The 24,537-nt window shown below is 41.8% G+C and carries 27 protein-coding genes, 1 tRNA gene and 2 pseudogenes; 8 read left to right on the top strand and 22 right to left on the bottom strand.

Annotation, left to right across the window (positions count from 1 at the left end; translation table 11 throughout):
- Positions 1-7: 7 nt before the first annotated feature.
- From M1F97_RS07635 to M1F97_RS07660, 6 genes are all read right to left on the bottom strand, one after another.
- Positions 8-79: transfer RNA gene (locus M1F97_RS07635), tRNA-Arg, on the bottom strand.
- A gap of 42 nt (positions 80-121) precedes the next feature.
- Positions 122-469 carry a 50S ribosomal protein L19 gene (gene rplS, locus M1F97_RS07640; protein WP_001068669.1) on the bottom strand — a complete coding sequence of 116 codons (348 nt, stop codon included), beginning with the start codon at positions 467-469 and terminating at the stop codon, positions 122-124.
- Positions 470-587: 118 nt separating this feature from the next.
- On the bottom strand, positions 588-917 hold the full coding sequence (gene crcB / locus M1F97_RS07645) for a fluoride efflux transporter CrcB (RefSeq protein ID WP_247944718.1): 330 nt from the start codon (positions 915-917) through the stop codon (positions 588-590).
- Entirely contained in the window at positions 911-1,285 is a 375-nt protein-coding gene (gene crcB / locus M1F97_RS07650) for a fluoride efflux transporter CrcB (protein WP_093584807.1), read from the bottom strand. Before crcB (M1F97_RS07650) ends, crcB (M1F97_RS07645) begins: the two co-directional genes overlap by 7 nt.
- Positions 1,282-1,548 carry a chorismate mutase gene (locus M1F97_RS07655; protein WP_247944719.1) on the bottom strand — a complete coding sequence of 89 codons (267 nt, stop codon included), beginning with the start codon at positions 1,546-1,548 and terminating at the stop codon, positions 1,282-1,284. Before M1F97_RS07655 ends, crcB (M1F97_RS07650) begins: the two co-directional genes overlap by 4 nt.
- Before the next feature lie 115 nt (positions 1,549-1,663).
- Positions 1,664-2,107 (bottom strand): flavodoxin, encoded by a 444-nt coding sequence (locus M1F97_RS07660; RefSeq protein ID WP_247944720.1) that lies wholly within the window; start codon positions 2,105-2,107, stop codon positions 1,664-1,666.
- A 103-nt stretch (positions 2,108-2,210) separates the two neighbouring features.
- Between M1F97_RS07660 and M1F97_RS07665 the strand changes: the two genes are divergently transcribed.
- Both M1F97_RS07665 and M1F97_RS07670 read left to right on the top strand, forming a co-directional pair.
- On the top strand, positions 2,211-3,146 hold the full coding sequence (locus M1F97_RS07665) for a DHH family phosphoesterase (RefSeq protein WP_247944721.1): 936 nt from the start codon (positions 2,211-2,213) through the stop codon (positions 3,144-3,146).
- Positions 3,147-3,241: 95 nt separating this feature from the next.
- A complete protein-coding gene (locus M1F97_RS07670; RefSeq protein ID WP_000710762.1) occupies positions 3,242-3,484 on the top strand; it encodes a type B 50S ribosomal protein L31 in 243 nt (80 codons plus the stop codon).
- 104 nt (positions 3,485-3,588) lie between these two features.
- Here the strand turns inward: M1F97_RS07670 and M1F97_RS07675 are convergent.
- Positions 3,589-3,837 (bottom strand): annotated as a pseudogene (locus M1F97_RS07675) (tyrosine-type recombinase/integrase); the annotation flags it as partial.
- Positions 3,824-4,054: pseudogene (locus M1F97_RS07680) on the bottom strand (transcriptional regulator); the annotation flags it as partial. The pseudogenes M1F97_RS07680 and M1F97_RS07675, both read right to left, overlap by 14 nt.
- Before the next feature lie 68 nt (positions 4,055-4,122).
- Between M1F97_RS07680 and relB the strand changes: the two are divergent.
- Positions 4,123-4,407 (top strand): type II toxin-antitoxin system RelB/ParD family antitoxin, encoded by a 285-nt coding sequence (relB, locus tag M1F97_RS07685; protein WP_169446692.1) that lies wholly within the window; start codon positions 4,123-4,125, stop codon positions 4,405-4,407.
- Entirely contained in the window at positions 4,397-4,750 is a 354-nt protein-coding gene (locus M1F97_RS07690) for a type II toxin-antitoxin system RelE/ParE family toxin (protein ID WP_247944722.1), read from the top strand. The genes relB and M1F97_RS07690 overlap by 11 nt, the downstream gene beginning before the upstream one ends.
- 137 nt (positions 4,751-4,887) lie before the next feature.
- On the opposite strand, the gene carB is transcribed toward M1F97_RS07690, so the two are convergent.
- The 6 genes from carB to M1F97_RS07720 form a co-directional block, all read right to left on the bottom strand.
- A complete protein-coding gene (carB, locus tag M1F97_RS07695; protein ID WP_247944723.1) occupies positions 4,888-8,064 on the bottom strand; it encodes a carbamoyl-phosphate synthase large subunit in 3,177 nt (1,058 codons plus the stop codon).
- 292 nt (positions 8,065-8,356) lie between these two features.
- A complete protein-coding gene (locus M1F97_RS07700; RefSeq protein ID WP_247944724.1) occupies positions 8,357-9,439 on the bottom strand; it encodes a carbamoyl phosphate synthase small subunit in 1,083 nt (360 codons plus the stop codon).
- A gap of 49 nt (positions 9,440-9,488) precedes the next feature.
- Complete coding sequence (locus M1F97_RS07705; RefSeq protein ID WP_169446689.1) at positions 9,489-10,412, bottom strand: aspartate carbamoyltransferase catalytic subunit; 924 nt, start codon at positions 10,410-10,412, stop codon at positions 9,489-9,491.
- A 21-nt stretch (positions 10,413-10,433) separates the two neighbouring features.
- Positions 10,434-10,955, bottom strand: a complete 522-nt coding sequence (pyrR, locus tag M1F97_RS07710) for a bifunctional pyr operon transcriptional regulator/uracil phosphoribosyltransferase PyrR (protein WP_061416553.1) — start codon at positions 10,953-10,955, stop codon at positions 10,434-10,436.
- Positions 10,956-11,164: 209 nt separating this feature from the next.
- Positions 11,165-11,794 carry an endonuclease III gene (nth, locus tag M1F97_RS07715; RefSeq protein WP_247944725.1) on the bottom strand — a complete coding sequence of 210 codons (630 nt, stop codon included), beginning with the start codon at positions 11,792-11,794 and terminating at the stop codon, positions 11,165-11,167.
- Complete coding sequence (locus tag M1F97_RS07720) at positions 11,795-12,337, bottom strand: YceD family protein (RefSeq protein ID WP_125425245.1); 543 nt, start codon at positions 12,335-12,337, stop codon at positions 11,795-11,797.
- Between the two features lie 157 nt (positions 12,338-12,494).
- Here M1F97_RS07720 and M1F97_RS07725 point away from each other — a divergent pair, with 157 nt between their 5' ends.
- A complete protein-coding gene (locus M1F97_RS07725; RefSeq protein ID WP_247944726.1) occupies positions 12,495-12,824 on the top strand; it encodes a helicase BlpT in 330 nt (109 codons plus the stop codon).
- Positions 12,825-13,155: 331 nt separating this feature from the next.
- The gene (locus M1F97_RS07730) at positions 13,156-14,715 is read left to right on the top strand and encodes an ATP-binding cassette domain-containing protein (RefSeq protein WP_247944727.1); all 1,560 of its coding nucleotides are present in this window, start codon (positions 13,156-13,158) and stop codon (positions 14,713-14,715) included.
- Positions 14,716-14,758: 43 nt separating this feature from the next.
- Here M1F97_RS07730 and htpX read toward each other — a convergent pair whose 3' ends face one another.
- Together htpX and M1F97_RS07740 are read right to left on the bottom strand one after the other, a co-directional pair.
- Positions 14,759-15,658, bottom strand: a complete 900-nt coding sequence (gene htpX, locus M1F97_RS07735; protein WP_247944728.1) for a zinc metalloprotease HtpX — start codon at positions 15,656-15,658, stop codon at positions 14,759-14,761.
- 1 nt (position 15,659) lies between these two features.
- Entirely contained in the window at positions 15,660-16,220 is a 561-nt protein-coding gene (locus tag M1F97_RS07740; protein WP_169446685.1) for a LemA family protein, read from the bottom strand.
- Positions 16,221-16,311: 91 nt separating this feature from the next.
- On the opposite strand from M1F97_RS07740, the gene rsmG reads away from it, so the two are divergent.
- Together rsmG and M1F97_RS07750 are read left to right on the top strand one after the other, a co-directional pair.
- The gene (gene rsmG / locus M1F97_RS07745) at positions 16,312-17,025 is read left to right on the top strand and encodes a 16S rRNA (guanine(527)-N(7))-methyltransferase RsmG (RefSeq protein WP_247944729.1); all 714 of its coding nucleotides are present in this window, start codon (positions 16,312-16,314) and stop codon (positions 17,023-17,025) included.
- 374 nt (positions 17,026-17,399) lie between these two features.
- A complete protein-coding gene (locus M1F97_RS07750) occupies positions 17,400-18,683 on the top strand; it encodes a uracil-xanthine permease family protein (protein ID WP_165941791.1) in 1,284 nt (427 codons plus the stop codon).
- 48 nt (positions 18,684-18,731) lie between these two features.
- Here the strand turns inward: M1F97_RS07750 and M1F97_RS07755 are convergent, their stop codons facing one another.
- The 6 genes from M1F97_RS07755 to M1F97_RS07780 form a co-directional block, all read right to left on the bottom strand.
- The gene (locus tag M1F97_RS07755) at positions 18,732-19,490 is read right to left on the bottom strand and encodes a CPBP family intramembrane glutamic endopeptidase (protein ID WP_093584777.1); all 759 of its coding nucleotides are present in this window, start codon (positions 19,488-19,490) and stop codon (positions 18,732-18,734) included.
- A gap of 144 nt (positions 19,491-19,634) precedes the next feature.
- Positions 19,635-20,546 carry a DMT family transporter gene (locus M1F97_RS07760; protein WP_247944730.1) on the bottom strand — a complete coding sequence of 304 codons (912 nt, stop codon included), beginning with the start codon at positions 20,544-20,546 and terminating at the stop codon, positions 19,635-19,637.
- A gap of 9 nt (positions 20,547-20,555) precedes the next feature.
- A complete protein-coding gene (locus M1F97_RS07765; RefSeq protein ID WP_247944731.1) occupies positions 20,556-21,491 on the bottom strand; it encodes a serine hydrolase domain-containing protein in 936 nt (311 codons plus the stop codon).
- The gene (locus M1F97_RS07770; RefSeq protein ID WP_247944732.1) at positions 21,488-22,213 is read right to left on the bottom strand and encodes a CppA family protein; all 726 of its coding nucleotides are present in this window, start codon (positions 22,211-22,213) and stop codon (positions 21,488-21,490) included. The genes M1F97_RS07765 and M1F97_RS07770 overlap by 4 nt, the downstream gene beginning before the upstream one ends.
- 122 nt (positions 22,214-22,335) lie before the next feature.
- Positions 22,336-23,205, bottom strand: coding sequence for an aquaglyceroporin Gla (gene gla / locus M1F97_RS07775; RefSeq protein ID WP_169446680.1), 870 nt, complete (start codon positions 23,203-23,205; stop codon positions 22,336-22,338).
- Between the two features lie 156 nt (positions 23,206-23,361).
- Positions 23,362-24,528, bottom strand: coding sequence for an ATP-grasp domain-containing protein (locus M1F97_RS07780; protein WP_247944733.1), 1,167 nt, complete (start codon positions 24,526-24,528; stop codon positions 23,362-23,364).
- Positions 24,529-24,537: the final 9 nt, after the last annotated feature.

Here is a 24,537-nt window from a genome sequence, read left to right on the forward strand (position 1 = left end):
TTCATACTGCCCCCTGCAGGAATCGAACCAGCAACTACTCCTTAGGAGGGAGTTGTTATATCCATTGAACTAAGGGAGCTAGATAAAAACCCTGCTGAATGAGCAGAGTTTTTTAGTCGAATTAACGACGGATTTCTTTGATACGAGCTGCTTTACCTTGAAGAGCACGCAAGTAGTACAATTTCGCACGACGTACTTTACCGTAACGAACAACTTCGATCTTTTCAACACGTGGAGTGTGGATTGGGAAGATACGCTCAACACCTACACCGTTAGAGATTTTACGAACTGTGTAGTTTTCTGAGATGCCAGCACCTTTACGTGCGATAACAACACCTTCAAAAATCTGGATACGTTCACGGTTACCTTCGACAACTTTCGCGTGTACACGAACAGTGTCACCAGGACGGAATGATGGGATATCTGTACGAAGTTGACCTTCAGTCAAGCTTTGGATTAATGGATTCATTTTATTCTCCTATCTTTGTCAATCTTGAGGAACCTTCCTCAGCGGATAAACTGTATTTTTGTGCGTCCATTACACACAAGATACAGTTTACCAAATTTCCACCTAAAAGTAAAGAAATTTATAGCAGAATTCCTAAAAAAATCGCAACAAAACCGCCTAGATATGTTAAGAGAAAATAGCTATAAAATACCTTCTTGTCACTTAATAGTCTTTGCAGCTCGTCATTCAGGGTTGAAAAGGTCGTCAAACCACCACAAAAACCTGTTGCAAGGATGGCATATACTTCCTTGGACTCCACATGATTGTAGAGTAAGCCAATCAAAAAACAACCGAGAAGATTAGCTATGAGAGTTCCTAAAGGCAATTTAGAAGCTTGATTATAGCGGGAAAAGAAATAGCGCACTAGTGCTCCGAACCCGCAGGCGATTGCAAGATAGACGATTACCATTTCTTCCTCCCTAGAACATAAGCCAAGAGCAGACCTCCACCAATGCTCAAAAATAAGTAGATACCTAAACTAAGATAACGCCCGGTATCAAGCAGTTTCACGGCATCAAGCATTAGACTAGAAAAGGTTGTTAAACCACCACAAAAGCCTGTACCCAAGGCCAAAACCAAACCTTTACTGCTTCCCTTATAGACCAGATAGCCTTTTACCAGATAGACCAAGCAGAAAATTCCCAGATAATTGACAAGGAGGGTGCCCAAAGGAAAGTCTGGACTGGCTGGTAACCAAGTGGAAACCAGATAGCGGACAAGGCCTCCCAACATAGCAGCCAGAAAAATCCCGAGCGGATAAAATTGTTCTTTTTTCATTTGATGTTTTGATCCTGATAATCACGCGAACGTTTTAGAATATCTGAAAAAGTCGTAACAATGGTTTCTTGATAGCGCTTATCTTCTACTCGATTTTTGACTTTTTCAAAAATAACTTCTTCTCTCTTAGAATCTAAGATTGGCTTACCAGATGCTTTCTTATAAGCGACAACCCCTTCAACTAAATGCATTCTTTCTTCCAGGAGCTTGACGATTTGATCGTCGATTTGATCAATTTCTTGGCGAATAATATCTAAGTTCATACAGTCTCCTCCTTTATTTGAATTATTGTATCAAAAAGCCACCAAATAGGCTAGTAAAATCTAGTTTAACTACTAAAAACTGCACCGACTCCTTCCAGTCAGCGCAGTTTGATTCTTATCCTACTTTTGCAGCCAATTCTTCTGCGAATTGTTCCAAGCGTTCGATGTCTTCTTCCTCAGCAGAAAGATCAACTTTAACACACTCTGAACCTTTTTCTGCTCCTGTCGCTACAAATACACGATCAAAGTCATCGACAGCCTTACAGAATTCGTCGTAGAAGGTATCACCTGATCCAACAACCCCGTAGATTTTACCGTTCAAGTTGAGATCTGCTAGGTCTTCGTAGAAGTCCATCATCTCATCTGGCAACTCTCCATCTCCGTAGGTATAGGTCGCAACGATTGCGATATCCGCTTCCAAGAAGTCTGAAGCGTCAACAGTCGTACATTCATCAACATCGACATCCAAACCCAAGTCACGCAATCTATCTGCTACAATATCTGCAATTTCTTCGGTATTACCTGTCATACTGGCAAATACAATTTTTGCTAATGCCATATCGTCCTCCTCAATTTATCTTTCTCCATTATATCACATCTTTTTCATTTTAAAAATAAAAATTCTTGTGCTACAATGAAATGAGAAAGAATTGAGGTTATTTATGGAAATTTGCCGGCAAATTTTAGAGAAAATCAAAGAATACGATACCATTATCATTCATCGTCATATGAAACCAGATCCAGATGCCATAGGGAGTCAGGTAGGCTTGAAAGCTCTTCTCACACACCATTTTCCAGAAAAGACCATCAAAGCAGTCGGTTTTAATGAACCGACTCTAGCTTGGATGGCGGAAATGGATACTGTACAAGATAGTGACTACCAAGGAGCCCTTGCTATTATTTGTGATACAGCGAATCGTCCTCGTATCGATGATAAACGCTATGAACAAGCTGATTTCACCATCAAAATCGATCATCATCCTAATGATGATGTTTATGGCGACCTATCTTGGGTGGATACAAGTTCAAGCAGTGCCAGTGAGATGATCGCTCTATTTGCTCAAGAAAATCAGCTAGCTTTGTCTAGTGAAGCTGCACGACTTCTCTATGCAGGAATTGTCGGGGACACAGGGCGTTTTCTCTACCCATCAACTAGTGCCCGTACCTTTAGAATAGCTGGCCAGCTCCGAGAAATTGATTTTGACTTTGCTGGATTGTCTCGTCAAATGGATACCATGAGCTTCAAGATTGCAAAACTGCAAGGATTTATCTATGATCATTTAGAAGTTGATGAGAATGGAGCTGCACGCGTTCTGCTTACTCAAGACATCTTGAAAAAATATAAGGTTACGGATGCTGAAACAGCTGCGATTGTTGGAGCACCTGGTCGAATCGATACCGTTAAGGCTTGGGCTATCTTTGTTGAACAAGCTGATGGTCACTTCCGTGTGCGTATGCGCAGTAAAATTACCCCTATCAATGAAATTGCCAAAGAACACGACGGAGGAGGACATCCATTAGCCAGTGGCGCCAATTCCTATAGTCTAGAAGAAAACGAAATCATCTACCAAAAATTAAAAAACTTGCTTAAAAACTGATAAAATACTTGCCAAACTTTTCAGAATCTGATAGACTAGTAAGGTAACAATCTATGGCTCGCAAAGAGACCATGGCAGAAAGGAAATATTGCAAAATGAAAAAAGATATCCATCCAGAATATCGCCCAGTTGTCTTCATGGACACAACTACTGGTTACAAATTCCTTAGCGGTTCAACTAAACGCTCTAACGAAACTGTTGAGTTCGAAGGCGAAACTTACCCATTGATCCGTGTGGAAATTTCATCAGACTCACACCCATTCTACACTGGACGTCAAAAGTTCACTCAAGCAGATGGACGTGTGGATCGTTTCAACAAAAAATACGGTCTCAAATAATCAACCGCATTTATTGCTTAAAAACGTTGATACAAAGCCTTTTCCAAGAAATTGGAATTGGCTTTTTTTGTTTTTAGTACCGTTTTTGGTACCGTCTTGGAAAACTAACCTTTTGCACTATCCAGATAATCTACAAATTTTGTGATAGCTTTCTTCTCTCCTGCTACTGTAGAATGGCTATAAGTATCCAGGGTCATCTGACTACTTGCATGTCCTAACCGTTTGGCTGCATTAACAGGATCAACACCCGTTTCAATCATCAAGGTAGCATGAGTATGTCTGAAACCATGAGGAGTTATCTTCTTCAAGCCATGTTTCCTGATAATGCGCTTCAGTACACTATTGATATAGTTTCTGGTATAAAGGACTTTCTACCCATGCCTCCCAGACATAATGATAAGGAGAGCCTTCTGCTCCTGATTTGTTAATCGGGAAAGAAATACGGCCTTGCTTTTCATTAGCTATAAATTATTCCTTAACAGCTTTAACCAATACAGGGTTGAAGCCTTTTTTACTTGCTAGAAAATCAATGTAGTCAGACAATGCCTCTGACTGATTGAGTTCTTTAAGATTTTTTCTTGATTAAAATCTATATCTAGTATATAATCAATCTATAACGTATAGATTGGAGATATATCATGGCTATAACTTTATCAAAACAATACAATTTTAAACTGAATGAAGCCACTATGGAGCAAGCTAGAGCTATTATCAAGGAAAAGGGAATGACCATGACAGATGCTATTTCTTTATTTGTGGAGCAAATAGTCCTGGAGCAAGATTTGCCTATTAAGACGGCCGAAGATCTACACAGAGAACAGTTGATTGAAGAATTACAAGCCCAATCTGAACGTGCCTTGAGAGAATACGAGGCAGGCGAAGGAACTTCCCTAGACGATATGAGGGTACGCTATGGCTTATAAAGTGATTGCTTCAAAAGAGGTCGAGCAAGCTATCGACAATATACACGACTATATAGCTACGGTACTTCTATCCCCTCAATCTGCTAAAAATACTGTGGCTAAAATTTTAGACAGCTTAAAAAGTTTAGAAATTTTTCCTGAAGCAGGTTTTGACGCTGATGAGAAAATCGGAGTAAAGATTAACAGTAAGTATCCCACACGAGGAAAAATTATTGACCAATATGTTTTACTTTACTTCATCGACCAAAAACGGAACACTGTTTTTTTATCTCACCTATTCCACACTAAAAGTGACTATGTCACTTTGCTACAAAAAGGCAATAAAAAAAGCTCAACTGATTGAGACAACTTTCATTATTTTATAAGCTCCGAAACCTTAATTTTTGGTACCTTTTTGGTACCATCTTGGTTTAACAATACAGTATCAAATAATTATAAAAGAACCTGAGACAAAATAGTTCTCAGATTCTTTTTTCTTGATTAAATGGCTTCGGTGACAAAACTACGACTTTCTAGTACCTTGAGCATGGCATCTGCTGTGTCTAGGGCTGTAAAGAGTGGCACACCGTGTTCAATGGCTGAACGGCGAATTTGCTCACCATCTTCGTCAGCAGTTCGTTTGGTTCCGACAGTATTGATGATAGCTTGAATTTTCCCTTTGCGGACAAAGCTTGGGATATCCTTCTCATCATCACCAATCTTACCAACAGGTTGAGCATGCAGTCCATGACTGGCAAAGAAAGATGCTGTCCCTTCTGTCGCGAGAATACCATAACCGATATTTTGGAAACGGCGAGCCAAGTCCAAGGCTTCTTCTTTAGCATCATCTGCGATGGTAAAGACTACATTTCCAAAGGTTGGCAAGTGTAGGTAAGAAGCTTCAAAGGCTTTATAAAGAGCTTTTTCCAAAGTAGTATCAGAACCCATAACTTCACCTGTTGACTTCATTTCAGGACCTAGTAAGCTGTCTACCTTAGCTAGTTTCGTAAAGGAGAAGACAGGCGCCTTGATATGAACGCGAGTGCTTTCTGGATAAAGGCCATCTTGGTAGCCAAGTTCTCCAAGGTTTTGACCAAGAATCAACTTAGTCGCTACTTGAGCCATAGGGATATTGGTTACTTTTGAAAGGAATGGCACCGTACGACTAGCACGTGGATTGACCTCAATAACGTAGACTTTTTCATCCTTGATGACAAACTGGATGTTCATCATACCAAGACAGTTAAGACCAATTGCAAGACGTTTGGTGTAATCTGCGATGGTTTCCTGAACTTTTTGCGACAAGGTTTGTGGTGGGTAAACGGCCATTGAGTCACCTGAGTGGACCCCAGCACGTTCGATATGTTCCATGATACCAGGGATGAGGACATTTTCTCCATCTGAAATGGCATCAACTTCACATTCTTGCCCAACGATGTATGAATCAACAAGAACTGGATGGTCTGGACTAGCCTTAACAGCGGTACGCATGTAAGAACGGAGGTCTTCTTCGTTTTCCACGATTTCCATAGCACGTCCACCCAAGACATAAGATGGGCGAACGAGGACTGGGAAGCCAATCTTGCGAGCTGCAAGCACGGCTTCTTCTTCATTTGTAGCCGTTTGTCCTGGTGGCTGTGGAATATCCAAGTCTTTGAGGGCTTGCTCGAAGAGGTCGCGGTCTTCGGCACGGTCTAGGTCAGCGACTTGCGTACCAAGGATAGTCACACCTGCTTTTGCCAAAGGCTCCGCAAGGTTGATGGCTGTTTGACCACCAAACTGAACGATAACGCCTTTTGGTTGCTCCAAGTCAATGACATTCATAACATCTTCAAAAGTCAATGGTTCAAAGTATAGCTTGTCAGATACCGAGAAGTCTGTAGAAACGGTCTCTGGGTTTGAGTTCATAATAATAGCTTCATAGCCAGCAGCCTGAATAGCCTTGACTGAGTGAACAGTTGCATAGTCAAACTCAACTCCTTGTCCGATACGGATTGGACCTGAACCTAGGACTAGAACGGATTCCTTATCAGACTTGATAGACTCATTTTCCCATCCATAGGTTGAATAGAAATATGGGGTTTCAGAGTCGAACTCTGCCGCACAGGTATCGACCATCTTATAGACTGGGATAATTTTGTTTTCCAAACGTAGTTGGCGAACTTGCTCAGCTGTCGTTTCCCAGAGTTCAGCAATCTTACGGTCTGAGAAACCATTAAGTTTAGCAGTTTTCAAGACTTCTAGATCTTGTGGATGGGCACCCAATTCTTGCTCAATTTCAAAGATGTGCAAGAGTTTATCTAGATAAAAGATATCAATCTTAGTCAATTCAGCAATTTCTTCTGGTGTGTAGCCACGGCGAATGGCCTCTGATACGTAGAAGAGACGGTCATCTTGGGCCTTGACAACCTTTTCAATCAAGGCATCATCAGAAACTGCTGCAAGTTCAGGCATTTCATTGTGGTGAACCCCAATTTCAAGAGAGCGACATGCCTTGAGAAGTGACTCTTCGATGTTTCGACCGATAGCCATGACTTCCCCAGTTGCTTTCATCTGAGTTCCAAGACGACGCTCACCTTTTTCAAACTTGTCAAATGGGAAACGTGGAATCTTAGCAACGACGTAGTCAAGGGCTGGCTCAAACATGGCATAGGTTGAACCTGTAACTGGGTTGATGACCTCATCCAAGGTCAAACCGACGGCAATCTTAGCCGCCAATTTGGCAATTGGGTAACCTGTCGCCTTAGAAGCAAGGGCTGACGAACGCGATACACGAGGGTTTACTTCGATAACATAGTACTTGAAGCTATGCGGATCAAGGGCCAGCTGAACGTTACACCCACCTTCAATCCTGAGAGCGCGGATAATGCTCAAGCTCGCGTCACGTAACATTTGGTTTTCATAGTCTGACATGGTTTGCGCAGGGGCGAATACGATGGAATCCCCTGTGTGAATCCCCACTGGGTCAAAGTTTTCCATGTTACAAACAACGAGGGCATTGTCAGCTGAGTCACGCATAACTTCGTACTCGATTTCCTTGAAACCTGCAATGGAACGCTCAATCAAACACTGGGTAACAGGTGATAACTTCAAACCATTTTCAGCGATTTCACGCAATTCTTCTTCGTTGGCACACATACCACCACCAGTACCACCAAGTGTAAAGGCTGGACGGACAATGACTGGGTATCCAATTGTCGCTGCAAAGGCAACTGCTTCTTCTACTGTGTTGACAATTTCAGATTCAGGGATTGGTTGCTCAAGCTCTTCCATCAATTGTTTAAAGAGGTCACGGTCCTCAGCTTGGTCGATGGCCGATAATTTAGTACCTAGAAGTTCGACACCAAGCTCATCGAGAATACCATTTTTAGATAATTCCATGGCCATGTTGAGTCCTGTCTGACCACCGAGTGTTGGTAGCAAGGCATCTGGACGTTCCTTACGGAGAATACGTGTCACAAACTCAAGTGTAATCGGTTCGATGTAGACCTTATCAGCAATCTCCTTGTCCGTCATGATGGTTGCAGGGTTTGAGTTAACCAAAACAACCTCATAACCTTCCTCTTTCAAAGACAAGCAGGCCTGGGTCCCAGCATAGTCAAACTCAGCAGCCTGACCAATAATAATCGGACCAGAACCAATCACCATAATTTTTTGAATATCAGTACGTTTAGGCATTTATAAGATATTAAGGGCGTCAAGCGGACAAAGCTAAAATAGGAGTTATGACGAAGAACTATCAGTTCTAGGAATAACTATCTTTTTAGCGCCGTCCGTAGCCCGTATTCAGTTCAGCAAATACGGACCACCCTTCTCCTTTCTATTCGTCGCCTCACAGAGCGACATTAAATAAATTCTCCGACGATTTTTCAATAATAAATCGAGTGTAAAAATTTTCAGCATCTCATTGCTCAACTAAAAGAAAGGACTTGCCTTTTTATTCGACAAGCCTCTGACAGAGTTTCCTATATCAGCGATTAGCAGATTTAAACGACTCCATCATTTCGATAAATTCATCAAAGAGATAGCTTGCATCGTGCGGTCCTGGAGCTGCATCTGGGTGGAATTGCACAGAGAAACCTGGTTGGTATCTGTGACGCACACCCTCAACTGACTTGTCATTTATTTCTTCGTGGGTAATAATCAAATGCTCTGGCAAATCCTCACGGCTAACCGCATAACCATGGTTCTGGCTAGTAAAGTCTACTCGGCCTGTTGCAATTTCACGCACCGCGTGGTTAAATCCACGGTGACCAAACTTCATCTTGTAGGTCTTGGCTCCATTTGCCATAGCAAAAAGTTGGTGCCCCATACAGATACCAAAGATAGGAATTTCCCCTTGCACACCACGAATCATGTCGAGGGCCTGGGGAACATCTTCTGGATTTCCTGGACCGTTTGATAACATGACCCCGTCAGGATGGAGATGGAGAATCTCTTCTGCTGTTGTTGTGTATGGAACAACGGTCACGTTACAGTTACGCTTAGATAGTTCGCGTAAGATAGAATGTTTAAGACCAAAGTCTACCAGAACAACACTCAATCCAACTCCAGGAGCAGGATAAGCTGTCTTTGTAGATACTTGCTTGATATTATCTGTCGGTAGAACTGTCGCTTGGAGCTGGTCTGCAATATGATCCATAGTATCACCAACATGCGTAAGGGTTGCACGCATGGTACCATGCTTACGGATAATTTTTGTCAGAGCACGTGTGTCAATTCCTGAGATACCTGGAATTTTCTTGGCTTTCAAAAATTCATCCAAGGTCATTTGATTGCGCCAGTTGCTAGCTCTACGCGCTTCTTCAAAAACTACTACCCCCTTACAGGTAGGACTGATGGACTCGTAGTCGTCACGGTTAATTCCATAATTTCCCACCAAAGGATAGGTAAAGGTTAAGATTTGTCCATTGTAAGACTGGTCAGTAATAGATTCTTGGTAACCAGTCATCCCTGTGTTAAAGACGATTTCTCCTGTTACATCAATATCTGCTCCGAAGGCCTTGCCTTCAAATACTGTACCATCTTCTAATACTAGAAGTCGTTTTTTCATCTACTCACCTCTCGTTGATGCTCTCAGACATCTTTTAACGCTTTGTGCCTTATTTTGCTTTTCTGTAGGCCAGCACGGATTCTAAAATTGCCATTCTGACAAAGACACCGTTGGTCATTTGCTGAACAATACGTGATTTCGGTGCTTCTACCAAGTGATCAGCGATTTCCACATCACGATTGACTGGAGCTGGATGCATAAGGATTGCTTTTTCTTTCAAGCGGTCATAGCGTTCTTGTGTCAAACCATGCTGGATATGGTAGTTTTCTTTTGAAAATCCTGTCACAATTTCATGACGTTCATGTTGCACACGAAGAAACATCATAACATCTACTTGATCAATCACCTCATCAATTGATACAAAGCGACCGTAATGTTCAAACTCCTCACTTCTCCATTCCTCAGGACCTGCAAAGTAAAGCTCCGCTCCCAAGCGTTTAAGGATTTGCATATTAGACTTAGCTACCCGTGAGTGGTTTAAGTCGCCAGCGATAGCCACCTTGAGACCTTCAAAATGTCCAAATTCTTCATAAATTGTCATCAAATCAAGCAAACTTTGGCTAGGGTGTTGCCCTGAACCGTCCCCACCATTGATAATCGAAGTTGTGATGGTCGGGCTAGCAATCAATTCTCTGTAGTAGTCCACCTCTGGGTGACGAATGACACAGGCATCCACTCCTAGTGCAGAAAGCGTCAAGATCGTGTCATAGAGTGTTTCACCCTTATTCACTGAACTGGTCTTCACATCGAAATCCAAAAGATCAAGCCCAAGTTTCAGTTCTGCTACCTCAAAGGATTTGTGGGTACGAGTTGAACTTTCAAAGAAAAGGTTGGAAACGATATGCTGTTCCTCATAAGAAGCACTCGCTCCGTTTTTAAATTCGATTCCTCGTTTGATCAATTTCATTACTTGTTCTACAGTAAGGTCTTCCATTGAAACGACATGTTGCAAAGCTTGTTGATTTTCTGACATTTTTTTACTCCTTTTAGTGTTTTAGGCTTGTTCTGTGATTAGTACTCTGTCTTGTCCATCTAGTTCTGTCATCTCTACGATAATTTCTTCAGAACGACTGGTTGGGATGTTTTTTCCAACATAGTCCGGACGGATTGGAAGTTCTCTATGACCACGATCAACCAAGACTGCCAAACTCACACGAGCAGGGCGACCATGGCTGACGATATTATCAATAGCTGCACGAATGGTACGACCTGTATAGAGCACATCGTCCACCAGGATGACTTCCCGATCTGTCACATCAACAGAGATTACAGAGGTATCTTCTCCACTTTTGACATCGTCACGGAAAGGTTTAGTATCTAGTTCTACCACTGGAACAGCGATATTTTCTAACTGTTCCAAGCGTTCTTGGATACGGCGAGCGATAAAGACACCTCGCGTTTTAATACCAGCCAAAACGATTTTATTCAAATCTTTGTTTCGCTCAATAATCTCGTAGGTAATCCGAGTAATCGCTCGTTTGACGGTCAATTCGTCTACAACTTCTTTTGTCCTCATGACAAACCTCCAAAAAGAAAAGTCTCCTTAAACAAGGAGACTTCAGAATGTATAGCCAAGCCAGCCCTACTGTAAAGAGTATAGACTTCTGCTATCTATTGATCCGACTCCTTGCCTGCCTCACGGGACAGGTTTAAAGGAATATTTTATTGTTATTACTATATCACAAAGAATGGATCAATGCAAGAAAAAAACATAAAATTTTTATCTTATAACGAACTAAAATCATATAATTGGGGATAGTGATCGCATTCTGGGTTCTTTGGATGACAGATAGCCCGTCCAAAGTAAATCATGGCTTGATGGGCTGCCAACCATTTCTCTGGAGGTAGAATGTCCATGACACGTTTTTCTACTTCAAGGGGTGTGGCCGATTTTTTAACAATATCGTGGTGCTTACAGATACGCTCGACATGAGTGTCCACTGCAAAGGCTGGAATCCCAAAGCCCACACTCATGACTACGTTGGCTGTTTTACGACCAACACCTGCTAGACTTTCTAATTCCTCGCGAGTCTGAGGGACTTTACCATCAAAATCATCTAGTAGCTGTTGGGCACATTTTTTTAGAAACTTGGCCTTATTGCGATAAAGTCCTAGGCGAGAAATGTATGAAGCAATTTCACTTTCAGTCGCGACAGACATGGCTTGAGGCGTTGGAAAAGCCGCAAAAAGAGCTGGCGTAGCCTTGTTGACTGCAGCATCTGTTGTCTGAGCTGACAACATCACCGCAACCAGTAGTTCAAAGTGATTGGTAAAATCAAGGCTGGGTTTGGCGTCTGGGAAGAGGGCAATGATTTCCTCAATGACATGACGGGCACGTTTCTTGGATAAAACCATCTACTCGTCTCCATCAAACAGTCCTTGCAAGCCAGCAAATGGACTGTTTTCTTCTTTCTTGACTGCTTGTTGGGCTTGGTATTCTTCCTCAGTCATGATTTGCCAGTCATTTCCTGACACAAAACCTTGGCCCGCCTCTTCTTCTGCTGTTAAGACCTTGATTGGAATGTTTAGCAAGATATTATCGGAAACGCTCTCAGCAAGGTCGATTTCCCCATTTTCGATAGGCAAGACCAAGTCATCGTCTAAAACTTCTTGATCCAGTTGGTTGGTCGCTCCTTCCATGAAGACCTCTGTCACTGGATAAGACTCCTCCAACTCAACTGGCTCCATACTGCGGCTGGAAGCAAGGACAATGGTATAAGATAGCTGATAGTCTAAGAAATACATACGGTCTTCGTACTGGATCTTTCCCACTGCTAGGATATCTTTAACATCTAAAATTTCTTGATTACGTTTACGCAAGTCTGCGACAAGGTCCAAAGTTTGTTCAAAGTGTAGGCCTTCAGGCTGCTTACGAATTTCTTGAATGTTTAACTTCATACTTCCTCCATAAAGATTTACTCACTTGATTATACCATGAAAAGGCTACAAGTCAGCACTCCAAACTTTGTAATTAAAATTCGAATTTTTTAACATATTTACTATGACATATTTTCTGATTAGTGCTATACTATAGGCAAGCAAGGAGGATACTCATATGGAAGACAAAGCACTAATCAACCAAGCTCACCAACTCCTTTCCGAGTTAAATAAAAGCTACCAAAGTTGCAAACAAGGTACAGCTGATGATTTCCGTCTACAAGAACTGCTAAATACTACTCTGCAAGAGCTTAAAAAAGCAGAAAAGCTGGACAACAGTATCTTAATTGACCTTGAAAAATTTTACCAACGTACCAGTCTTCTGATTGGACTGGGTAGTCTAAAACTGAATGAGCAAACACGCACTGCTTGGCGCAACTATGACAAGTTCCATTACCAGCATGTCAAACACGTACTGACTCTTTATGGACCTGTTTTCGGATTTTAGAGTTTATAATTTTGGATTTACTATTGACAAAATTTCCTAAAAGGTATAGGATAGAGGTACTAATACTCGGAGGTAAGGGAGACATGAACAACTAAGTCTATCAAATAAAGAATCTTTATTTAGTAGATCTTGTTTTTGTCTCTTTTTGTGTGCTCTTTTTGTACTGGATTTTCTGGTACTTTATCCTCATTAAAAATCAAAAAACTAGAAAGCTATGCTCCTCTTGGGTTGGGTTAGGCAGCTCCAAGCTAGTTTGACGAACTTTTCAACGAGGATAATAGAGTTTTGACAGTGACTTTGGGCTCTACTAGGTAAAGTAGAGCTTTTTGTTATGCACTATGGACATTCTAGAAAGGGCAACAATATGATAAAAATTAATCATCTAACTATCACGCAAAACAAAGATTTACGAGACCTTGTATCTGACCTAACCATGACCATCCAAGACGGGGAAAAGGTTGCTATTATCGGAGAAGAAGGAAATGGTAAATCGACTTTACTACGAGCTTTAATGGGGGAAGCATTACCTGATTTTACTATCAAGGGCGACATCCAGTCTGACCTTCAATCACTGGCATACATTCCTCAAAAAATCCCTGAAATCCTGAAAAATAGGACTCTACATGACTACTTCTTTTTAGATTCTGCTGATTTAGACTACAGTATTCTTTATCGTTTGGCGGAGGAGTTGCACTTTGATAGCGACCGTTTTGCTAGCGACCAAGAGATTGGCAGTCTATCAGGGGGCGAAGCTTTGAAAATTCAGCTCATCCACGAGTTAGCAAAACCCTTTGAGATTCTATTTTTAGATGAACCTTCAAATGACCTAGACCTTGAAACGGTTGATTGGCTAAAAAGGCAGATTCAAAAAATTAGGCAAACTGTTATTTTCATTTCCCATGATGAAGACTTTCTTTCTCATACGGCAGATACTATTGTCCACTTGCGACTGGTCAAGCACCGGAAAGAAGCCGAAACGCTAGTCGAGCGTTTAGACTATGATCGCTATAGTGAGCAGAGAAAGGCTAATTTTGCAAGGCAAAGCCAGCAAGCTGCTAACGACCAGAGAGCCTATGACAAAACCATGGAAAAACATCGCCGAGTCAAGCAAAATGTAGAAACTGCCTTACGTAACACTAAAAATGATGTTGCTGGGCGCCTACTGGCTAAGAAGATGAAAAATGTTCTCTCTCAAGAAAAGCGCTACGAAAAGGCAGCTCAGTCCATGACCCAAAAGCCGCTTGAAGAAGAACAAATCCAACTTTTCTTCTCAGATATACAACCATTACCAGCTTCTAAAGTCTTAATCCGACTGGAAAAGGAAAATTTGTCCATTGGCGACCGAGTTTTGGCTAAAAAACTACAACTAACTATCCGTGGTCAAGATAAAATCGGTATTATCGGGCCCAATGGTGTTGGAAAATCGACTTTGTTAGCCAAGTTGCAACAACTGCTAAGCGACAAAAGAGAAATTTCGCTTGGTTTTATGCCACAAGATTACCACAAAAAACTGGAATTGGATCTATCTCCTGTAGCCTACCTCAGCCACTCTGGACAAAAAGAGGAACTACAGAAAATCCAATCCCACTTAGCCAGTCTCAATTTCAGTTATCCAGAGATGCACCACCAAATCCGCTCCTTATCTGGCGGGCAACAGGGTAAACTGCTTCTTTTGGATTTAGTTCTACGAAGACCAAACTTTCTCCTTCTCGATGAACCCACACGAAACTTTTCTCCAACTTCTCAACCCGAAATCAGAAAACTCTTTGCCTCTTATCCCGGCGGTCTGGTCACTGTTTCGCATGACCGACGTTTCTTAAAAGAGGTCTGTACGAGTATCTATCGTTTGACAGAAAAAGGATTAGAAGCAGTTGATTTACAAGATTTATAAATGTTGAACATAGCAAAAATCCAGAGCCGACCTCTGGATTTTTTTACATGTGTTTCAAGCGTTCGATTCGTTCTGAGATAGGTGGGTGGGTATAAAAGAGTTTTTGTAGTCCGCCACCTTTCTTGGGATCATTGATGTAAAGAGCGCTGCTGGCATCATCGACGTGGTGATGCATGGGCTCGCTATTGTCTAACTTGCGCAGTGCATTGATCATCCCTTGAGGATTGCGAGTCAGCTCCACGCTGGATGCATCCGCCAAAAATTCCCTCTGACGGGAAATGGCTAATTGCACCAAGGTTGCAGCGAGAGGCGCCAGAACAATGGCTAGGAGAGAGATGACAAGCATGATAATCTCCAAACCATTTCCATCGCGATCGTCGTCACTTCGTCTTTGACCAGCGCCTCCCCACCACATCATACGACCTGCCATACTAGACAGAAGGGTAATGGCACTAGCGAGCGCTACAGCAATAGTCGAAATGCGGATATCATAGTTTCGGATATGACTGACTTCATGACCCATAACAGCTTCTAGCTCCTCACGATTCATAATTGCTAGGAGACCCGAAGTGGCCGCAACTGCCGCATTCTGAGGGTTGGAACCTGTTGCAAAAGCATTTAAAGAAGAATCTTCAATGATGAAAACACGCGGCATAGGAATCTGAGCGACCATGGCCATATCTTCCACTACATGGTAGAGGTCTGGTGCCGTTTGCTCATCAACCTCACGCGCCCCATTCATAGACATGACAATCTCTGTCGATTGAAAGATCATGGTTAAAGCGTAGATAAGGCCGATGATCAAGGCAATAATCATGCCACCAAGACCTGAACGCATAAAGAGATAGCCAACCGCATAGCCAACCAAGGCCAAGAGTAGGAAGAAAACCAGTAATAAAATCCATGTTCTTCGCTTATTGCTTGCAATTTGATCAAACAACATCTTAGTCACCTAAACCGCTAAAGTCAACTTTAGGAACTACCTTTTCCTCTTCAGGTGTTTGAAGGAAGGCTGCAGCTTTAAAGCCAAATAGTCCCGCGATGATGTTACTTGGGAAGCTTTCTAGTTTTACATTGTAGTTGCTGACAACACTGTTGTAGAGTTGGCGGGAGTAAGAAATTTTATTTTCTGTATTGGTCAACTCTTCTTGCAATTTGATAAAGTTAGCACTAGCTTTCAAGTCTGGGTAATTCTCTGCTACTGCAAAGATACCAGAAATTTGGCGAGTAAGGGCATCGCTGGCCTTCATAGCTTCAGCTGGCGAGGTTGCTGCGGCTACCTGTCTACGAAGTTCTGTCACTTTTTCCAAGGTAGAACCTTCATATTTCGCATAGCCTTTGACTGTTTCAATCAAGTTTGGGAGGAGATCATTACGACGCTTCAACTGAACATCGATCTGGCTCCAAGCCTCCTTGGTTTGCATACGATTTTTAACCAAACCGTTATAGCTAACAATCACAAAAATAACAATAAGAGCCAAAACTCCAAGAATAATCCAAATCATAATCTTATTCCTTTCTGCTTTTAGATTAATACCAGTATATCAAAATTTTAATGAATATGGTAAAATAAGATGATAAGAGAAGGAAACTACTATGAAACCAGAAACATTTTACAGCCTACTAGCTGAGCAAAATCTTCCACTTTCTGACCAGCAAAAGAACCAATTTGAACGCTATTTTGAACTCTTGGTAGAATGGAATGAAAAGATTAACCTGACCGCTATTACAGATAAAGAAGAAGTTTATCTCAAACATTTTTATGATTCGATTGCACCCATCCTGCAAGGTTTGATTTCAAATGAAACTATCAAACTTCTTGATATCGGGGCTGGGGCAGGATTTCCTAGTCTCCCCATGAAAATCCTCTATCCTCAGTTAGATGTGACCATCATTGATTCGCTCAATAAGCGCATCAACTTCCTCCAACTATTGGCTCAGGAGTTGGATTTGGATGGTGTTCACTTCTACCATGGGCGTGCAGAAGATTTTGCCCAAGACAAGAATTTCCGTGCCCAGTTTGATCTGGTGACGGCTCGCGCGGTGGCCCGCATGCAGGTCTTGTCTGAATTGACCATTCCCTATCTTAAAGTCGGTGGAAAACTACTGGCTCTCAAGGCCAGCAATGCGCCCGAGGAATTGCTAGAAGCCAAGAATGCCCTCAACCTCCTCTTTAGTAAGGTAGAGGACAACCTCAGCTATGCCCTACCAAATGGAGATCCACGCTATATCACTGTGGTAGAAAAGAAAAAGGAGACGCCTAACAAGTACCCAAGAAAGGCTGGTATGCCCAACAAACGCCCACTTTAATCCTATCAATAGCGCGCCCTTGTTTAAAGTTGAGTAAAAATGATTTACAAAATCATACCTCCCCTCATTTCTAGGCTCGGGAAAAAATGATTTACAAAATCAACCTCGCTCTTACATTTCTAGGCTCGGGAAAAAATGATTTACAAAATCTGCCTCGCTCTTTTATTTCTAGACTCGGGAAAAATTCGTTTACAAAACGAATTTTTTCTGCTATACTATCCTAAGCAAAGGTTTTTAATGTCATCCTGTGAGGTGACGAAGGCGTAGATTTATATAAATTTTTAAAAGATAGCTATTTTTTAAAAAGTCTTACTCTGAGGGCCTATTGCTGTAAAATAATGGGCTCTTTTTTGATGCCCAAAAGTGAGGTTTATATGAAACAAGAATCAACTATTGATTTGTTACTAGACGTTGACCAACGTCCTTCAGCTGGTAAAGGCATTCTCCTCAGCTTCCAGCACGTTTTTGCCATGTTTGGTGCAACCATTCTCGTTCCCTTAATTTTGGGAATGCCTGTATCTGTTGCCCTTTTTGCATCAGGCGTTGGGACACTCATCTACATGATTTCGACTGGTTTTAAAGTTCCAGTCTATCTCGGATCATCCTTCGCCTTTATCACGGCCATGTCTCTAGCTATGAAAGAGATGGGTGGCGATGTATCGGCCGCTCAAACAGGGGTTATCCTGACTGGTTTGGTTTATGTCCTTGTGGCTGCAAGTGTTCGTTTTGCAGGTACAAAATGGATCGATAAACTCTTACCACCAATCATTATCGGACCCATGATTATTGTTATTGGTCTTGGACTGGCAAATTCAGCTGTTACGAACGCTGGACTTGTAGCAGATGGAAATTGGAAAAATGCACTTGTAGCTGTCGTAACTTTCTTGATTGCTGCCTTTATCAATACAAAAGGAAAAGGTTTCCTTCGTATCATTCCTTTCCTCTTTGCCATCATCGGTGGTTACATCTTCGCAGTAACACTTGGCTTGGTTGACTTTACACCAGTCCTAGAAGCTAACTGGTTTGAAATCCCTGGTTTCTACTTACCATTTAGTACAGGCGGAGCCTTCAAAGAGTATAACCTCTACTTCGGTCCTGAAACAATCGCCATCTTGCCAATCGCTATCGTAACCATTTCAGAACACATCGGTGACCATACCGTCCTAAGCCAAATCTGTGGACGTCAGTTCCTGAAAGAACCAGGACTTCACCGTACTCTTCTTGGTGACGGTATTGCAACATCTGTATCTGCTTTCCTCGGTGGACCAGCCAATACGACTTACGGCGAAAATACAGGAGTTATCGGTATGACTCGTATCGCTTCTGTCTCCGTTATCCGTAACGCTGCCTTTATTGCCATCGCTCTTAGTTTCCTTGGTAAATTCACTGCCTTGATCTCAACAATCCCTAGTGCTGTACTTGGTGGGATGTCTATCCTTCTCTACGGAGTTATCGCCAGCAACGGTTTGAAAGTCTTGATCAAGGAGCGCGTTGATTTCAGTCAAATGCGTAACCTCATCATTGCTAGTGCTATGTTGGTTCTTGGGCTTGGTGGAGCCATCCTCAAAGTAGGACCAGTTACCCTTTCAGGTACTGCCCTATCAGCTATGACAGGTATCATCTTAAACTTGATCTTACCATACGAAAACAAAGACTAGTCATCTATATAGACAAAATCCACTCAGTTGAGTGGATTTTTCTGATTCTTACCTTCCCCACGCAATCAAGAGATACAGGAGGCTAGAACCAAACATATCTGTCAGAGCATGCATAAGGAAAAATGGCAAAAGATTTTTAACCTTATACTTGTATAGAAAATAATAGAATAAACCATAAACTACACCAATAACCAGTGCCCACACCAATCCTTGATAAGTGTGAAAAGAAATCCGAATGAGGGTAGAATAAAGCAAAACCCGCCACTTTTGCTTTTCTTTCACTGAGGTCAACAACCCTAGAAAGAAAAACTCTTCATAGAAGCCATTTAACAAGGCATAGGCAATTGCCATGGGACTAAGCGCTAGGAATTTCCGTATAACTTCCATGGGATCTATGTGGGCAAAAAGAGCTGGATTTAAGTAATTGTATTCACCAGTTAGTGTCGTCACCAAGTCTCCAAACAAACCCACAATGGCAAATATAGAAGGAACCCAAAAGAGAAGGGACCAGGTCCAACGAATGGGAAGTTGTTTGAAATCATAATTCCGAATCAAAAGGTAAAGCAAGGCTAAGGTAAGAAGTATCACTTGCAGGGTGAAGTTGCTCAAATAGCCTACTCCCTCGCCGACAGTATTACTTACCGTATCCATTGTAGTTGACAGACCTGTCGGAAACATACTTGCTAAAAAGAGCTCCGTTGACCGAATGATAAACTGGCCAAACATCAAAACTGTAATAATCAGAATGTCAAACCATCTCAAGTAGCGCAGGGGCTTAGTTGGGTGAATGCTTTGTAAAATTTTCATATCTCCTCCTTCTAGCAGTTAAAGATTGGTTTATTGTAAGAAAAGAAACTTAAAATTTTATAAAATTCCACTCCCATTCCTTATCCATAATCAATATTTCGATAGGATATTCAAACCAACCACTTTTTACGAGTAACTAGTTTCTCATTCAACCTTCCGTTTATTTTCTATCAACAAATCTTTCAAAGAAATGATGGCTACCGCAAGTAAAATCATAGCCATACCGACAAAATCAATCGCGTAGAATTGCTCTTTCATAATCAGAAAGGCAAAGAAAACAGCAGAGATGGGCTCTATGGAAACCAATAAACTGGACTTAACAGGGCCTATCATACTAGCTCCCTTTAGGAAAGCTGTATAGGCAAAGACCGTGCCAATGATGATAATGCCAGCAAATGCAAAAAGAAAATCCAAGCTGGTCGGTATACTGGCCTGCAAAACCCCTGTGAAGGGAATAGCCACCACTCCAGAAATAACCATGCCCACACCAATCACCAAAATACTTCCCCACTTCTTAATCAAAGCGATAGGAAGGATGATATAGAGGGCATAGGTCAAGGCAGAAAAGAGCCCCCAGAAAAGACCAACAGGGGTGACAGACAACTGGTCGAGTTTCCCGTGCGTCGCAATAAGAAAAGTTCCTCCTATCGCCAATCCAATCGAAATAATCTCAGCCAGAGTTGGTGCCACCCTGTCCTTGATACAAGTATAAACCAAGATCCCAACAGGACATACATACTGGAGAACCGTAGCCGTTCCAGCATTGGTTTCCTGAATGGCAGAAAGATAGGCAAACTGGTTTAAGAAAAGTCCAAACAAGGCAAACAACAGCAGAGATAAAAGGCTTTTTCTGTCTTTTAAAAAAGCAAAGAGTTTATCCTTTGCAGTCGCATAGGTTAAAAACACCAGAGCTAATCCTGCAATGATAAGTCGCAGATTGGTCAAGACTAGAGCGGAAATCCCATGTGCCATGAGGTATTGACCACTGGTTCCAGACAAGCCCCAAGCAATTCCTGCCACTACTGTGAATAGCGTTCCTTTTACGGTTTTTGACATGCTTTCTCCCTACTCTTCCCTACGAATCATATCCATGACTTGGTTTCGATCGATTATCCACTGGGCACGCTCATCCTTCTCATACGTTCGATTGGATAAAAAGATAGCGGCTTCCTGTATCTCTCGATTCCACATGATGAAGGTACCTGTATAGCCCGTATGGTCGAGCCAGGTTCCCTCCAGATTCCAAGCTAGCGAACGCTCTTTATCATCTAAGGGAGAGTAATTTCGGCTCAAGTTTTCAGCAAAATCATCTTTCAAGTAATGTTCCAGAAAGATTTGCAAATCCTTAACAGTTGAAAATAAACCAGCACTTCCAGCATGTTTTCCTAAAAGACGAGCTTTGGGATCGTGGATCTTTCCGACCTCCACTCCTCTCACTGTTGGTACAGCTCGCTCAACGGGGCCAAACTTGGTTTCCGTCATTCCCCATGGGTTCAAAACTTGTTCTTCTATAATCTGATCCAAGTCTTGTTCAAAGATTTTTTCCAAAAGAAAGCCCAAGAGTAAAAAGTGAACATCCGAGTATAGGAAGGCTGTCTGACTTCGTCTGTTGAGGTGAAACATGGCTTCTCTTAACTCCTCAGCACTTAACTGGTCCCGATTGGGAATAAAGGGATCTAAGTCTGTAGCATGGGTCAGAAGTTGCCGTATAGTAATATCTGGGTAATCACACTCAGGTAAAAAATCCGTCACTGGTCGGTCAATATCTAATTTGCCCTGCTGCCACAAGAAGGTAAGAATTGTCCCTACTCCCACAACCTTACTCACACTGGCTAGGTCATAGACTAGCCCTGACTCTGTTTTCAAACCTTTCTCAGGATTACTCAAGCCTAGGTAGGATTCTCTCCATTCACCATCCTTAAAATACGCAAAAGAGGCCCCGGGATAGACCCCTGCCTCGATTTGTTCTTCTATTTTTCTTAGAATTTTTTCCCACTTCATGCTTCTTCAAACCACAATTCGATATTATTGGTATCTTTACCAAGGAAGAATTTTTCAGACTTTGGAATAAAATAGTCTGTGCCTTCAAATTTCTGACGAAGGCTGGTTAAATCAAAATTCTTTACTAAAAATTTCAGCATAGACAAGTCCCAAGTGACGTTGTTTTCAACAGCTAAATCTGGACCTTGCCCTTCCGTAAAGGTGATAACTGTCCCCACTTTTTCAGGATCGAGTATACTCTCCGTCCCCTCAGGCAGACGCAACTCCATAGAAATTTCAAATTGACTCAAGTATTTTATACTTTTATTTGAAGAAAATTCAGGAACAGTTTCCAGTGGAACCAAATCTCTTATATCATTTTCCGCATGAACAAGAATCACATCCTGTTCAGGAGAAACAATCTCAAAGGCATAACCACGGCTTCCTTTAAATAGGCGAGGAAGAGACTTCATCTGTGAAAGAAGAGCCTCTATTTCTGAAGGATTCTCAACTTTTACCAAGAGTCTAGCTAACTTCTTAAGCCCCTCAACTCTCCGAGTTCGCATACTGGGAGCCTCTTCGAGAATCAACTTTTCAACACCTGTTTGGTCACCAAGTGAAAGGAAGGCAGATTCTTCTAATAAGGGCTTCATCCCAAGAGTTTCAATGTAAAATTTTTCATTTAATTTTCGGTTATTGACCTTCAAAGTCGGAATAATTTGTATCATTTGATTTGCATTCATAGCTTCCTCCAACTCTTTTATTTTAAAGGATTTTAGGATTTTTTACAAGCTATTCTACTTAAATTCTAGAATTTTTTACAAAAATTTCCAGTAAAAAAACTGGGGAATCCCAGTTTCATTTCTTATAGGTAAAGTAGTTTAAAGACTGCTACTGCTGCAATACCAGCTGCGATTGGTGCTACAACTGGAACCCATGCATACCACCATTTTGAATCACCCTTGTGTTGACCAAGAACTGATTTTGGAAGGAGTTCGTGAAGAAGACGTGGTCCAAAGTCACGAGCCGGGTTCAAACCAGGTCCAGTAGGTCCACCAAGTGAAGTTACCAAGGCCATCACTAGGAAACCAAGTGCCAAGTGAGCAACTGAAAGTCCAGCAGCTGTGTGTGGTGCTACTTGAGCTTTTACTGCCAATTCACCTAAGTCAACAGTTTGACCAGCTTGAGTAGCCATTTGTTTCATGTATTGAAGAACCTCAGCACCGAAGAAGTTTTTAGTCAAACCAAGCGCTGCAAAGAAAAGAACAAATGAACCTACAAACTCATTTAGGAAACCATTAACCGTTGCTGCAAAACGTGATTCTTTTGTACCGTGGTCGATGCTTGAAATCGTTGAGAAAGTACCCAAGATATTGTTTGGGTTTTCTGTTTTCAAGTAGTATGGACGGTGAGTCGCTACAACCAAAGCTTGACCAAAAATTGCCCCCAAAACTTGTGCTAGAATGTAAAATGGTACTTGATCCCAAGAGAAAAGTCCACTAACAGCAAGTCCAAGAGTGAAAGCTGGGTTGATGTGGTTACCAGATACGTTACCAAACATCAAGGCTGGAATCATAACCCCCATACCATAACCAACAGCGATAACGAGCCAGCCACTTTGGTGACCTTTCGTACCTTTAAGTTCAACGTTGGCAACTGCACCATTTCCAAGAATGATCAAAATAGCAGTTCCCAAAAATTCAGTGGCATATTTAATAGCCCATGTAAAATCCATTTGATAGATTCTCCTTAATTTTTTTAGACAATCCTTATTCTATCAATTTTTAGGCCTTTTCGCAACCGATTTTCTAAAAGAATCTCTGGAAAACGCTTTATTTAACTTATTTTTAAGAAAAGGACAAAAGAAGTCAAACTCCCTTCATCCTTTTCATTACTCTTGACGCTGACCAAAGTCTGCAATCATCTGCTCCATCTCTTGGCGACTCGGAGTGGTCAGCATATAAAGGTAATCCCCTTGTAGCTCTGCAAAGGCTTCTGGCATGATTTTTTTGACCTTGAATTGCTGGCTGTATTTGACAAGAAGGTCTTCTTCTGAATAGACATAGTTTGCATTTGCACGACGTGATGTAGCTAGACAGTATTGAGGTTCAAACTCTGACGCTGGGAACTCTTCTCCTGCGACGATAGCTGCATAACCACGATAGAGATCCAAGGAGTGAGCGAAGTTATAAACATCAATGGTAAAACCACCTGCAGGACGGTTATTGTACTCAATGGCAATGTAGTCGTCACCATCACGGAAGAACTCGATATGGAAAAAGCGTTCTTTCATACCAAATTCCTTGACAATGGCCTCGCCATACTGGCGCAGTTTGGGATCCATATTCTTGAGCACATAGTAGGAATTATCCATCTTATAAATCATGAGATCCAGTGGTGTATGGGCATAATCGAAAGTCGTTGAAAAGACGATGTTGCCATCCTTATCCACAAGCCCGTCAAAGGTACAGATTTCGCTAGAAGTGACAAATTTCTCAAAGAAATAAACGGTTGAATGGTCCCATTCAGCCTTGAAGTGATTTACATCTTCTTCTGTTTCAAGCTTAAAGGTTGCTGCCGCTCCCACTCCGTTATCAGGCTTGGCAATCATTGGTAGACCGATTTCTTTCACTGCTTTATCCACATCTGCTTCCGTCTGGATGACAGCCCCAGGTACAACAGGTACGCCTGCCTTCTGGAAGAGTTTCTTCATCTCAGACTTAAACTTGGTTTTTTTAAGATCTTCAGGTTTGGCACCAAAGACATTGAATTGTTCTCTGAGTGTTGCGTCCAGCTCAAGCCAGTATTCATTGTGGGACTCAATGCGGTCGATAGGACCATGCTTGTAGAAAAGAAAGGCAACTGCACGCTTGACTTCGTCTATGTTCTCAAGATTTTCTACACGAAAATACTCGGTCAGACTATTGCGCAAAGGCTCATCCAGTTGCTCGTAAGGTTCTTGACCAATTCCCAAGACTGTGATGCCTTTATTAGCTAACTCGATTGTAAACTGTTGAAAGTTTTGCGGATAGTAGGGAGAAATAACAAGGTAATTCATAGGCAACTC

The organism is Streptococcus oralis (genome assembly GCF_023110435.1).
Taxonomy (GTDB): Bacteria; Bacillota; Bacilli; order Lactobacillales; family Streptococcaceae; genus Streptococcus; species Streptococcus oralis_CF.